Origin of the sequence: Paenibacillus glycanilyticus NBRC 16618, assembly GCF_004000805.1 — a bacterium.
Taxonomy (GTDB): domain Bacteria; phylum Bacillota; class Bacilli; order Paenibacillales; family Paenibacillaceae; genus Pristimantibacillus; species Pristimantibacillus glycanilyticus.
Map to the genome: position 1 here is coordinate 1 of NZ_BILY01000023.1, position 12,622 is coordinate 12,622.

9 protein-coding genes are annotated in these 12,622 nt (G+C 50.0%); all 9 read right to left on the bottom strand.

The features are described from left to right. Nucleotides 1-102: 102 nt before the first annotated feature. On the bottom strand, nucleotides 103-2,157 hold the full coding sequence (locus PGL01S_RS18360; RefSeq protein WP_127496040.1) for a GxGYxYP domain-containing protein: 2,055 nt from the start codon (nucleotides 2,155-2,157) through the stop codon (nucleotides 103-105). A gap of 268 nt (nucleotides 2,158-2,425) precedes the next feature. Continuing rightward, a complete protein-coding gene (locus PGL01S_RS18365) occupies nucleotides 2,426-2,956 on the bottom strand; it encodes a hypothetical protein (protein WP_127496041.1) in 531 nt (176 codons plus the stop codon). Between the two features lie 97 nt (nucleotides 2,957-3,053). Continuing rightward, nucleotides 3,054-4,805 carry a glycoside hydrolase family 2 protein gene (locus PGL01S_RS18370; protein ID WP_127496042.1) on the bottom strand — a complete coding sequence of 584 codons (1,752 nt, stop codon included), beginning with the start codon at nucleotides 4,803-4,805 and terminating at the stop codon, nucleotides 3,054-3,056. 22 nt (nucleotides 4,806-4,827) lie between these two features. Then, nucleotides 4,828-5,727 carry a carbohydrate ABC transporter permease gene (locus PGL01S_RS18375; protein ID WP_127496043.1) on the bottom strand — a complete coding sequence of 300 codons (900 nt, stop codon included), beginning with the start codon at nucleotides 5,725-5,727 and terminating at the stop codon, nucleotides 4,828-4,830. A gap of 19 nt (nucleotides 5,728-5,746) precedes the next feature. Next, nucleotides 5,747-6,661, bottom strand: a complete 915-nt coding sequence (locus PGL01S_RS18380) for an ABC transporter permease (RefSeq protein ID WP_127496044.1) — start codon at nucleotides 6,659-6,661, stop codon at nucleotides 5,747-5,749. A gap of 96 nt (nucleotides 6,662-6,757) precedes the next feature. Next, entirely contained in the window at nucleotides 6,758-8,506 is a 1,749-nt protein-coding gene (locus tag PGL01S_RS18385; protein ID WP_127496045.1) for a type 2 periplasmic-binding domain-containing protein, read from the bottom strand. Nucleotides 8,507-8,671: 165 nt separating this feature from the next. After that, nucleotides 8,672-9,625: a glycoside hydrolase family 43 protein gene (locus PGL01S_RS18390; protein ID WP_127496046.1), complete on the bottom strand. Its 954-nt coding sequence runs from the start codon at nucleotides 9,623-9,625 to the stop codon at nucleotides 8,672-8,674. 165 nt (nucleotides 9,626-9,790) lie between these two features. Beyond that, nucleotides 9,791-10,630 carry a helix-turn-helix transcriptional regulator gene (locus PGL01S_RS18395; RefSeq protein WP_127496047.1) on the bottom strand — a complete coding sequence of 280 codons (840 nt, stop codon included), beginning with the start codon at nucleotides 10,628-10,630 and terminating at the stop codon, nucleotides 9,791-9,793. A gap of 166 nt (nucleotides 10,631-10,796) precedes the next feature. Then, complete coding sequence (locus PGL01S_RS18400; protein WP_127496048.1) at nucleotides 10,797-12,593, bottom strand: cache domain-containing sensor histidine kinase; 1,797 nt, start codon at nucleotides 12,591-12,593, stop codon at nucleotides 10,797-10,799. Nucleotides 12,594-12,622 lie beyond the last annotated feature (29 nt).

Genomic DNA, 12,622 nt, shown 5'->3' on the forward strand with positions numbered 1-12,622 from the left:
ACGGACTGCTTGGCTCGGACGGACTGCTTGGCTCGGACGGACTGCTTGGCTCGGAAATAACAAAGACCTCCGGGAACCCCGGAGGTCTTTGTCTGGATCAGGTTACTTTTTCGCCGGCAAGCCGTTGGCGTCGCGGATCAGCGAGAAGTATTGGTCGGCGAGGACCACTTGGTACTCAGGACCAAGCTCGGCTGTAACATTCGCCAGATCGGTTGGCGTCATGCCCCATGCCAGGATGCCGAGGGATACGAAGAGCGGCGATTTGCCGTCCCATTTCGCTTTGGCGTCCGCGAGAGCTTTTTTCGTATCGTTTACGGAGCCTACGCCTTGAATGTTGGACGTTGGAACACCGTCAACAATGTCTACCTTGGTGAAGTTATCCCAGCCGATGAACAGGCCAGGCACTTCATATTGATCGCGGTATGCCGCATTGTTCGCTTTGCTGAGCGGCAGGTTTTCGCCATTCAGACGGTTAAGCACATACGGAATGTTCATGCCGGTTTTCTTCAGGTAGTCTTTCGTGTTTTTCAGATAATCGGTAAGAGCCTTCTCCGGCCAAGCTGCCGGATAGAAGTAACCCGCTCCGGAAGGACCCGCGATAATCTGGTCGTTAGCCGTTGCCGTGCCATAGAAGTAATTCAGCATGGCAGGAGCGGCATCGTAGAGCAGCGGGCTGGAAGTCCAGTTGATCGGCACCTGGCCGCGTTTTGGATCATCCCACAAATTCCGCAGTCTATGCTGGTTATATTGCAGGTTGTCGCCTTCGCTGAAGGTATACGTTACGTAAATTTTGTTATCCAGCTTCACCGGCTTCGGAGCTTTAGGCTTCGAGAATTCCGGCTTCGTGCCGGAGAACACGGTCATATTGCTGAACCAGTCCGCCGCAAGCACGTATACGCCATGATTCGAAGCAACCTCTACGCCGCTGAACTCGCCTTGGAAATCGTTGCTGAACCATCCGAGGTACGGCGTTCCCGGCTTCACATCGGACAAAATTTTCTCGAACAGCTCCTTCTCCGCCGGATCATTGGAATCCAGCCAGAACACCATCGCTTTGTTCGCTACCGCGTAATCGCGCAGGAAACCGTATGGCTCCTTCGTCAGAGAAGAGAACGGTTGATCGTTAGTCGCGCTCACCTTGTACTCGTTCCACATCTCAACGGACATGGTCAGAGCTTTCGTGCCGGCAGGCGGCGTGAACTTGTAAGTGAAGTAGTTGCCGCCATCCGCAAAGCGGTGGCCGCCGCTGCCCGAAGATACCTGGGAGCTTTGCGGGTCATACAGGAAAGGCTTCTCCGCATCCGTACCCGGCAGGAAGTGCGCAACCTCTACGCCGTCAGCCTTCACCGTAATTTCGTGAACGGCCGATCCCCAGCCGTCCTGGGTGAAAGCATCCCCGAACTTCACGTACACATCAGGCTTTGCCAAAAACGAAGACAAGTCCAGATCGTAGACTTGACGGTTCTTGGCATCGCGCTCTTCCGTTTTCTCCTGCGCTACAACCTTGTACGTATCAGGCTGATTCGCAGGCGGACGCGCGGATACTTCCGGACTCAAGCCAACCAGCATCCGGTGGCTTGTTTCCTTCCACAAATTCTCGTACTCCCACGTATAAGCATCTACGCGGTCTTTGAATTTGCCTTGAAGATCCTCGATTACCTTGAAATTATACGGTGCGGCTTGCAGCTTTGCGCCCAGCTCCGGGCTTACGGCCACGCCGTCGCGAAGTCCGGCAAGCGTTGTAGCCACGTTAACGGAATCCGGTACGTTAGGATCGTAGATAATGATACCCTTTACTTCTTTTTGGAACTTTTTCAAAAGGTCGAAATAATCGTCACGCACTTTATAGTCGACGTCCAGATCATTCAGCCATTTATACTTACCTTCTTCCTTGCTTTCCAGCAGGTAGATACGGGGCTCCTTACGGTTGACGATCCCCTGCAGGGTAGACAGCATAAGCTTCACGTCACCCGGAGCGTCATAAATGTCCGCAACCTCCAGCTGCTTAGGCTGCTTGAAGGTCGGAAGCTGTTGTTTATCCGGCCATGAAATGGTGGATCCTTGTGCCGCTGGCTGCGGATCGGCATACGATCCTGCCGCCGTGAAAGACAGCGTACTGACAATGGCTAGACTGATTGCCGTTAACTTTCGAATCATGTTCTCACACCTCTTATGGTTTAATTAGTGATGCTGCAAGTTCGAAAACGAAACGCTGGCTTCCCACCTCCTAGCGGTGCATCATAGCTGTGGCTCACACACAAGATATATTATATATATTGTATATGTCATTTCAATAACTTCGACAAAAATTACCAAATAAATAGTGCTTTACGTCCGCTTTAGGGTCTTAAGAAGGAGACCGACATTTCCTTAAAATGACAAAAAAAAAGACTTCCGGAAATCCGGAAGTCTTAATCGGTTAGATCTATTTGTTCTCCTTGATTACCTGTTCAGTCAATTTAGTAATAGCTGCTTCATCTAATTTGTTATACTCCAACGTTATTGAACCTTCCCCGCCGTTAAATACCAGTAAGGTTCGTTCGCCTGCAGCTGCTCTCCGAACTTGCTCGCCGCCTATTATCGTTTCCTGACTATTATCCAGATCAGACTTAAAATTACTATAAGTTATCGTAATGAACGTTTCACCTTGATAAGGTCCATATAGGATGTCCCTATCCTTATTTGCTTTCTGCTCGTCTGCCGGCTTAATCAGCTTACCTTTATGATTGGTGTAAGCAACAAGAACCTCTTGCTTGTCTCCGATAGCCTTTCCCTGCTCATCCTTTGGCGGACCGACGAGTTGCACATAATTAACTTCATATCCGTCTAGTTTCGGAATTTTAAAAGAGTTGGATTGGTCAATCTTCTCCTGGGCTTTGGCTAGCCCATCATTGGAGCTCTGACATCCGGTAAGTAACAGCAAGCACACGCAGAAGAGCATGCCTAGCTTTTTCATAGGATCACCTCGTAGTTACTTATTAAATAGTTACCCTCCCAATTCCTCTTTCTAGCAACAAAACAAGAGACTTCCGGGTAACCGGAAGCCTCTCAACTCAATCTTCTATTGCCGCCTTGCGGCTGTTGATACGGCGGATCATCCCGGGGTCGAACTTCGCCCGTCTGTCGTACGTGTAAAGGCCGTTTACTTCCTGCTCCACATCATACAGCTGCGTATAGCAGAAGCCGAACATCATCGGATGATCGAGCAGCGTATCCGTTAATCCCGCATAGCGGGCAAAGAAGTCCTCCTCCGATACCGGACGGTCTCCATAGCCCCACGACTTCTCGTCCTTCTGGTCCGGATTCCACCAGATTCCGCCATATTCGCTGACGAAATAAGGCTGGCCTTCATACTGCTGCCTCTTGGGAAACGTATTAAATACCTCGCCGCCGTTCTTCATCGGCTCGTATCTCGCCCGGAACGTCTCCGGATTCTGATCGTAATCGTGAACGTCGAATATATCCGTGACGACATGGAAGTTACCGCTCGTATCGATAACCGGACGCGTCGGGTCCATCCGCTTCGTCACCTCATAGACGATGCGGAGCACCTCGTTATTTTGCTTGGTCCCGTCCTTATCCCAAGTCTCGTTGAACGGACACCAGCCAATAAGCGCGGGATGGTTGAAATCGCGCTCCATTCCTTCCAGCCATTCCGGCAAAAAGCCGGCGAGCCCCTCCGAAGTCGTAATGTCCAATCCCCAGTTGGCATGCTCGCCCCATACGAGGTAGCCCAGCTTATCCGCCCAGTACAGGAAACGGGGCTCGAATATTTTCTCATGCAGCCTGGCGCCGTTAAAGCCAAGACCCATCGAGATCTCGATATCCTTGCGGAGATCTTCGTCGCTTGGAGCCGTATAGACGCCGTCCGGGTAAAAGCCCTGATCCAGCACAAGCCGCTGGAATACGGATTTGCCGTTAATGCGGAAAGCCATTCCGTCCAGCTTCACCGAGCGAAGCCCGAAATAAGACTGGACCGTATCAAAAATCTGCCCGTCCCGTACCAGACTGATCTCCAGATCGTACAATTCCGGACTGCCCGGCTGCCAAAGGTGAACCTCCGTCAACGGCAAAGTCAGCTTCGCTGACGGACCGGATACGGCAATCGCCGCTTCGCCCGCCGCCGCGCCTTCATGCAACGCTTTTACAACCAGCTTGGTACCGGAGTTAACCCCGCTTCCGCCAAGCTGCAGCTCCAGATGCGCGCATGCGTTGTCCGGGTCCGGGACAAGCTTCATACCTGCCAAATAGGCCACCGGCACCCGCTCCAGCCATACCGTCTGCCAGATTCCCGTTGTTCGGGTATAGTCGCAGCCTGAAGAGTAATAGCCTCCGCATTGCTTGCCCCGCGGCTGGCGTCCCGAACGCTGCTCGTCTACCGCGTATACGGTAATCACATTGCTCCCCGCCGCGACCGCGGAAGTAATGTCAAAGCTGAAGGAGGAATAACCGCCGCGGTGCTTGCCCGCTGCCGTACCGTTCACCCATACCTCCGCCTCGTAATCCACGGCGCCGAAGTGAAGCAGCACTCGCCCGCCTTCTGCCCAATCATCCGGAAGATTAATTTCTTTTTTGTACCAGACCGCCGCCATAAAGTCCTTGTATTCCACGCCCGAGAGCTTGCTCTCCGGGCAGAACGGCACGGTAATCGTACCGGACAGCTCAAGACCGGGCTCCTGGAAGCCGCGCTCCTTGCCGCTTTTGCCATGGTCAATCTCGAACTGCCATTGCCCGTTCAGGTTGATCCAATCAGGCCGAACCCACTGAGGACGCGGATATTCGGGACGGGGAATCGTAAGTTTCATAAGTTAGCAAGCTCCTTTGCAATTAGCCTTTAATTGAACCGACATAAACGCCCTTAACAAAATATTTCTGCAGGAACGGATACACCATCAGAATCGGCAGCGTGGAAAATACGATTGTGCAATACTTCACCAATTCCCGGAAAGCGGTCGCGCTGGATGCGCTGTCGATCACAACGCCGCCGGCGCTGCCCTGAGTCGTAGCCGTGGAATCGTTCGCCACCAGAATTTCCTTGAGCAGCAGCTGCAGCGGGAACTGGTCACGGTCCTTCAGCAAAACCATCGCGTTAAACCAGGAGTTCCAATTGCCTACGAGATAATAAAGGAAAATAACAGCGAGCGTCGCCTTGGACAGCGGCAGAATAACGTTTACGAGCAGCTTCAGCTGGCTTGCGCCGTCGATAATCGCCGCTTCCTCGAGCTCGGTCGGAATCGACTGGAAGCCGGTACGGAGCACGATCATATTCCACGTATTCAGCGCCGTAGGCAGAATCATAGCCCACAGATTGTTGTACAGGCCGATATCCTTCATTAATAAGAACCATGGAATCAAACCGCCGCCAAAAAACATCGTCACGGTAATGATGATCATGATATATTTCTTGAAATACAAATCGCGTCTGGACAGCACGAAAGCGCCCATAATCGTCATGAGCATATTCACCAGCGTTCCAAGCCCTACATACAAGATTGTATTCTTGTAGCCGACCAATAGACTGTTATCCTTAAAAATCAGCTTGTAGCCGTCAATCGTAAGGCCAAGCGGCTTAAGCAGAACGCCTTTATGCGCAACCAGTCTCGCCGGATCGCTAACGGAAGCGAAGATGATATGGACGATCGGATACAGGCAGCACAATGTTAAAACCGTGAGCAGGACATAGATCATGACATCAAATGCTCTGCTGCTGATCGAATGATATTTCATCGTAAAGGCCCCCCCCTTTCTACCATAAGCTCACTTCGGATTTACGGCTTGCTATTTTGTTCGTTACCCAGAGCAGGGCAAAATTGACTAACGAGCTGATAAGACCTACGGCCGTCGAATAGCTCAAGCTCGCTTCGCGCAAGCCTCTCCGGTAGACATAGGAAGCAATAACATCGGCTCTATCGTAGGTAAGAGGATTGTAGAGAAGAATAATCTTCTCATAGCTGGACGCCATGATGCCGCCTACAGCAAAAATAAAGAGAATGATAATGACCGGACTGATCTGCGGCAGCGTAATATGCCACATTTTCTTCAGCCGGCCGATTCCGTCCATATCCGCCGCTTCGTACAGCGTCGAGTCGATCGAGCTCATGGCGGCGAGATAAATAATGCTGGACCACCCGATCGTCTGCCAGATGTCGGAGAACGTATAGATCGGCCTGAAAAATTGGGAATACCCGAGCAAAGAGGTATATTCCTTGCCCGTGATCAGCTGAAGCAGCTGGGTAATAACCCCTTCATCCGCCGTGAAAATATGAATCATCCCGCAGACGACAACCAGGGAGATAAAATGCGGCATGTAAGTGATCGTCTGTACCAGCTTTTTAAATTTGCCGTCGCGGATTTCGTTGAGCAATAACGCCAGAATAATCGGAGCGGTAAAGCCAAAAGCAAGTCCCCATACGTTCAGAAGAAGCGTATTTTTAACGACCCGCCAGAAATACGGACCCTCGAAGAAATCGATAAAATGCTTCAAGCCTACCCAGTCGCTGTTCGAGAAGCCCAGCAGAGGCTTAAAGTCTTTGAACGCGATCAGCAGCCCCCACATCGGCCCATAGCAGAAAATAACAAACCATGCGATGACAGGTACCGCCAATAAATAGACAAACCAGTTTTTTCTAACGTCCTTTTTGATGATTTGACCCGTTCTCATGCATCCACCGCCTTATTTCCCAGGTAGGGCATCGCCGCCTGCCTATTAAGCAGACAGCCATGCCCGTTTCTCTCCTGTATGAACCTGAGCTTGAAATTACCGTGCGTTATACCGGTCAAGCGCAGCCTGATGGATGCTCAGGAACTCGTCAAGCCCCATCTTTTTCGCTTCGCTCAGGAATTTATCGTAAGCATCAACCGGCAGCTGGCCCTTAATAATCTTGGCAAAATATTCATTGCGCAGCGTCGACAGCTGGTTGCCAAGCTCCGCCTCGCGGGAGGCTTCTTCCGTCGTGAACGTAATCGGAGGCATCGCTACGCTTGTGTCCATATTTTCCGTCCAGGTTTTCCGGATGTCGCCCGAGTAGCTGCCTTCTGCCACGATAAGCGGGTTGGAGTTATGCTCGTCGCGGATATCCGGCCAGGAATGCATGCGGTATTTCACAAGGGTTGTCGCCACCGGCTGACCGTCCGGATCTTTGTAAATGTAGCTGTCCGGCTGGAAGTAAGGCTTGCCTGTCTCGTCAACCAGATGCACCTTGCCGTATTCGCCGTAGTTCAGAATTTCCCAGCCCTTCTTGCTGTAAGCAAAATCAAGCCATCTCATAGCCGCTTCCACATCATCGGCCTGCGTTGTAATTGCTGCGGAACGGCCTGTTCTTTTGAAGTTCTTGTAAGTAGTAGCCGCCTTGTCGCCGGCATTCAGAACCGGGTTCAACGCGCCTACGAAGTCAATATTGTTCTGCTGCTTCCAGTAGCTCCACATCGTATCCGGAGAATCCATCATAACGGCCGTTTTAGCTGAAATGGCGCTTGCCATCCGCTGATTGAAGTCCGCCGTCGCCCAGTCCTTGTTCAGCAGTCCTTCTTTGTTCCATTGCTGCATCGTAGCGAGGTAATCCTTCGCTTTAGGCTGCGCTGGCCCCCATTGCACCTTGCCGTCCGCATCCATAAATGTCCAGTCCCATACGCCATAAGCACCGTTAATGATGCCGGTAAAGATCTGGCCGTAAGTGGAACCGTAGTTGAGCGGCTCGCTGTAGCCGACTTCCTTCGCTTTGGTCAGGAACGTATGCCATTCGTCAATCGTATTCGGCACTTCGAGCCCGGTCTTCTCAAGCGCTTCCTTCTTGATCAGCATGCCGAACCACATCCATTCGGAATAAGGAGCGATGCCGTAGAAGCCCAGCAGCTTGCCGCTGTCCGTTACCGTCGTTTTTCTTCTGGTCTCATCGGAGTTGCGCCATTCGCTGTAGTTCGGAGCGTATTTATCCATGTAATCCGTTAGATCCAGATAAGCGCCGTCTTTAACGCCCGCTTCAAGTCCGCCCGGGTAACGTTCCGGCTCGATGATAATGTCCGGCAGCTCGCCCGAAGACATCATCAGCGTAAACGCGTCCGCTTCCTGTCCAACCGGAGGCGTAATGAAATTCACCTTGATGCCGGTTAATTTCTCAACCTGCTTCTGAACCACCTGATTGTTCATATCCGGAATTTGGGAATCGGCAGGCAGCCATACGTCCAGCGTGACATCCTTTTTATAAGGATAAGCGTCATAATGGCTTGGAATTTTCTCGTCGTACAGATCGCCGAGATAAGTATCGTTTAAAGTATTGTTGACTTCATCCATTTGCTCTTGGGTTGGGGTTTTATTGCCGCGGATCGTTGGGCTGATATCCGAGAAAGCCGTCGTCTCTGCCGGCGCCTGCGAGCTATCGGTTGTTGCTGCCGGATCCGAGGACTCCTTCGGATCGTTATTGTTGTTGCTGCTGCAGGCGGCCAGAGCGGAACCGGTCAATACGCATACCAGCAACAGGTTAAGCAAACGTTTCTTCATCGTTCCCATATTTATCCCCCTTAATGTCAACGTTTTCATTTTTAAATCATGGAATTAACAGCACTAATCTTATCAAATCCTGCGTATTCAAGAGCTTTCCTTTCGTTTTACCTCTCAGAAAAACTATTTGGTTACAGAATTGATGTATCAATTGACAAAAAAAAGAGCTGTTCCTTATTCCCCCGATGGCACGTTTAATGCAAACGTATCCCCGTAAGGCACTCCAAAATCAGGCGATCCGTCCGGATGCCAGCCGAACTTCTGAATACGGGTCGCACGATGCTTGGTCTCCACTCCGGGCGCATGCAGCGCATGGTAAACAATCCAATCCTCCTGATCGTCAGGCGACTTGGTAAAGCTGTTATGTCCGGTCGCGTATACCCCGTTCTCCACGCTTTTCTTAAATACCGGCTGCATCGTTTTCGTCCAGGAATCCGCAGCCATCGGATCCGCCGAATCCTTCATGGTCAGCATTCCAAGCGAATAATCCTCGGACCAGGTCGTGCTGGCGGAATAAACAAGAAACACCTTTCCGTTACGCTTCAGCATAACAGGTCCCTCGTTAATCGCCATTCCGCCCTGCTTCTCCCATTCCAGGGTTGGTGCCGTCAGCAAGGTCTGCTCTCCGGTTAAGGTCCACGGATTCGTCATTCGCATGATATAAATGGCTGATCCGTAATCCGGAAAGTGACCATAACCGGCGTACAGGAAGTACAGCTGCTCTTCCATCTCGAGAACGGTTCCGTCCAGACCGGGTACGGGAGTCTGCAACGCGCCCTTCCACGTCCACTCGCCTTCAAGCGGATCCGCCTGCTCATTCTCCAGGACGCAAATCCGGCGGGTATCATCCCCTCCTCCATCGTTAGCGGTGTAGTAGATGTACCATTTGTTATTCAGGAAGTGAATTTCCGGCGCCCACAAATTACTGCTGAACGGGCCTCCGGCCTCAGGTGTCCAAATCGTTTGTTTGCGCCCCCCCGCAAGTCCGGTCAAGCTGGCGGATTGCGTCAGTTCCAGACGGCTTCCCAGCGTACACATGTAGTAGTAATAACCGTCCGTATGCTTATACACCCATGGATCGCCAGCGTTTGCAACAATAGGGTTGCGGAATGTCTTAGCTTGAGTCATCTACTCTCTCCTTTTCTTGCTCCTTCATCATTACGTCTTGCATCTCCTATTATCTAGGAGTCTCCCCTCGGCGAACAATTGCGAAAGCGCTTTATTTTTTATTCAAAAAACGGAATAGCCAAATCGGTTTCGACGGTCGAAAAAGAGCCGGCTTTATCAAATTTGTTATTTCATGTTTTGCTTGCGCCATTCGAACGGGGTTACCCCAACCGCTTTCACGAAGAAATCATAAAATCGGCTGGAGGAGGTAAAGCCGACTTCGGAGGAAATCGATTCGATGGCTTTGTCGGTCTGCCGCAGCAGACGCTTCGCCTCCTCCATCCGCAGGTTAATCATATATTGCTTCGGCGATACGCCAACGATCTCCGTAAACTTCTTGCGCAAATTGCTCTCCGATACGAAATGCTTGGAGGCCAGCTCATGAACCGTAAGCTGACTGTAGAACCTGGCGTGAATTTCCTTCAATACTTCCTGAATAATCGTCTGATCATTTTTGCCGCCGGCTGTTTGGGAAGTAAGAGCTTGATACCGCTGGAATAAGACGATTACCGTCTCGAAAGCAATTCGCATTATATTGAAGGAATCCATGCTGCGCGTATCCTTCTTCCATTCCTTCTCCAGCTGGCTAAAGCTGATTTTCGCCCAATCGGTATCCTCTTCATCCAGCTGAATATGATGAATTCGATTACATTCGTATCCGGTTTGAAACAGAAAACGGGATTGGAGCGGAATCCGATCATGGCTGAAATGAACCGATACTCCTCTCCAAGGCTTCGTGCATACAAAGCCGTGATGCAGCCCGGGAGGAATCAGGATCAAGCTGCCCGCGCGCACCTTAATGTTTTGTTCCGGGGAACTGTAATAGCCTTCTCCATCCAGAACCAAAGTCAATTCGTCGTAATCATGAGAATGAGAGATAAAAAGACCGTCTCCCTCTTCCAAATGAAAGGTATGCGGCTTGAAACGGTCGATGCTAATAATAAAGCTTTCATTGCATTGCTCCATCTTCCATCCCCCTTTTCCTTTGCATGCTCTCTCTCGTGAAGCTCTATTAGGAAATTATAGCAATAATTTCAAGAGATGCTCAAGGAAAAGGATGTATGGAAGGTGGACAAATCTATTGATCTTTCCCTATCTGATCCCAGCTTTTCCGCCAGATCAAGCTTCAAATTTATTTTTCCAAAGCTGGTATTTTGACAATTATGGTCGTTCCGCATCCCAACCGGCTAACGATGTCTACTATGCCGTAGCTTTCTCCGAACAGCAGCTTTATTCGGTTATTTATATTCGGCAGACCGATACTTTTCCCGGACCCTCTATCCGAATGCTCCGTATTCAGCTTCTCTCTTAGGTGCCTAAGCTTGTCCTCATCCATTCCTCTTCCCGAATCCGTTACCGCAAAGCATATGTCTCCATTGGCATCGAAGTGGCCGCTCACCTTAAGCTCTCCTTCGGCATCCACTCTCTCAAGCCCGTGGTATACGGCATTTTCCACAATGGGCTGCAAAATCATTTTTGGTGTTTGCAGGTTCATCAGCTTCTCGTCTATCCGCACTTCCATCGCAAATTTGTTCTCATATCGAATAGAGATAATATTCAAATAGGCCTTAATGCATTCGATTTCCTCGCTGATCCGTACCACCGCATCCTCTTTCACGCTATACCGGAAAATCTTGGACATACACGATGTAATTTGGGCGATTTCCTTGCTGCCGTATTCCAGCCCGATGCCGCTGATGCAATTTAAAGTATTATAGAGAAAATGCGGATTGATCTGGCTTTGCAGAGCAGAAAACTCCGCCTGCTTCTTGCTCAGCTCCGATTCGTATAATCGTGCTTGCGTGCTAATAACATGGCTGGACATATTCTCCATTTTGTCAATCATCCGATTGATATCGTAAGCCAATACCCCGACTTCATTCGTCGAACGGACCTTAACTCTGAAGCCCTCCCGCTTGCCGATTTTCCTCATGTCCGCTACAAGACCCATAACCGGCCGCGTCAAATTGTTTAGAAAGAAATAACCGAGAATAAAGAGACTCAGTATGATTCCGACTCCGGCTATTATGCTGTTATGTTTAATGGGGTTCATGTCCTCCGTCAATTCATGAACCGGGATAATACTGACAATGCTCCAACCGTCTGCTTGTTCCAGACCTTTCTCCTGGACGATGACCTTCTCCCCGTTAATCTCCGTTTTCACTCCGCTTGTTAAGCTGTTCCGGTCCGCCGACAGGATATCCTCGAACAAAACGCCGCGGAAGCCTGCCTGGTTGGAAGCTATAACTTCGTTGCTGCTGTTCAGAACATACAGGGCGGAGTGGGGCGTAAGCTCCGTGTTTTCAATCAGTTCCTGCAGCTTTCCGATATTGACCATTACGGAACAAAAGCCGGTTCTTTGCGAAAAATGAACGCCGCCTATCGATTCGATAATAGGTGTCACATAAAAGAAATATTTATTGCCTGATTTGCCGTCTTTCAACAAATCCGTAAACGTTCCTTCTTTTAAGGCTTCGCTGTCGTTTTTGTACTTAGCGATAAACGCGTTATACTGATTCAGGAAAAAGATATCGCCGGTTATCGAATCGACGCTGTAAACCTTTCTGCCTTGATTATCGTTAATGACAATGCCGCTTACATAGGAATTGAAGGATCTCATGTACTCCATTAAGTCGATGACGTAATTGCCGATGTCGATATCTCTCGTGTAATCGTTATCCGCCGTAGTAAATTCCTGAATTTTTCTATTATCTACAGCAGTATTCGTGCTGATCTTTATATCGTTAAAAACCGAATCGATCTTTTGGCGCGTCTGCTCAATGATTTTATTGCCGTAATTGGCGGCCCTTGTCTGGGTCAGATTATAAAAGCTGAAATAGAAATAAGCCTCCATAAAGGTAAAGATGATGACCGTAAACAACACGATAAGGAAGATTTGATGTTTAAGCTTCAGTCTGCTGATCTTCAAGCTGCCCACTCCGATACGTTAATTTAAAA

Excerpts from the sequence above, each read along its gene's own strand:
- PGL01S_RS18360 (WP_127496040.1), bottom strand. The coding sequence starts at position 2,157 with ATGATTCGAAAGTTAACGGCAATCAGTCTAGCCATTGTCAGTACGCTG.
- PGL01S_RS18365 (WP_127496041.1), bottom strand. The coding sequence starts at position 2,956 with ATGAAAAAGCTAGGCATGCTCTTCTGCGTGTGCTTGCTGTTACTTACC.
- PGL01S_RS18370 (WP_127496042.1), bottom strand. The coding sequence starts at position 4,805 with ATGAAACTTACGATTCCCCGTCCCGAATATCCGCGTCCTCAGTGGGTT.
- PGL01S_RS18375 (WP_127496043.1), bottom strand. The coding sequence starts at position 5,727 with ATGAAATATCATTCGATCAGCAGCAGAGCATTTGATGTCATGATCTAT.
- PGL01S_RS18380 (WP_127496044.1), bottom strand. The coding sequence starts at position 6,661 with ATGAGAACGGGTCAAATCATCAAAAAGGACGTTAGAAAAAACTGGTTT.
- PGL01S_RS18385 (WP_127496045.1), bottom strand. The coding sequence starts at position 8,506 with ATGGGAACGATGAAGAAACGTTTGCTTAACCTGTTGCTGGTATGCGTA.
- PGL01S_RS18390 (WP_127496046.1), bottom strand. The coding sequence starts at position 9,625 with ATGACTCAAGCTAAGACATTCCGCAACCCTATTGTTGCAAACGCTGGC.
- PGL01S_RS18395 (WP_127496047.1), bottom strand. The coding sequence starts at position 10,630 with ATGGAGCAATGCAATGAAAGCTTTATTATTAGCATCGACCGTTTCAAG.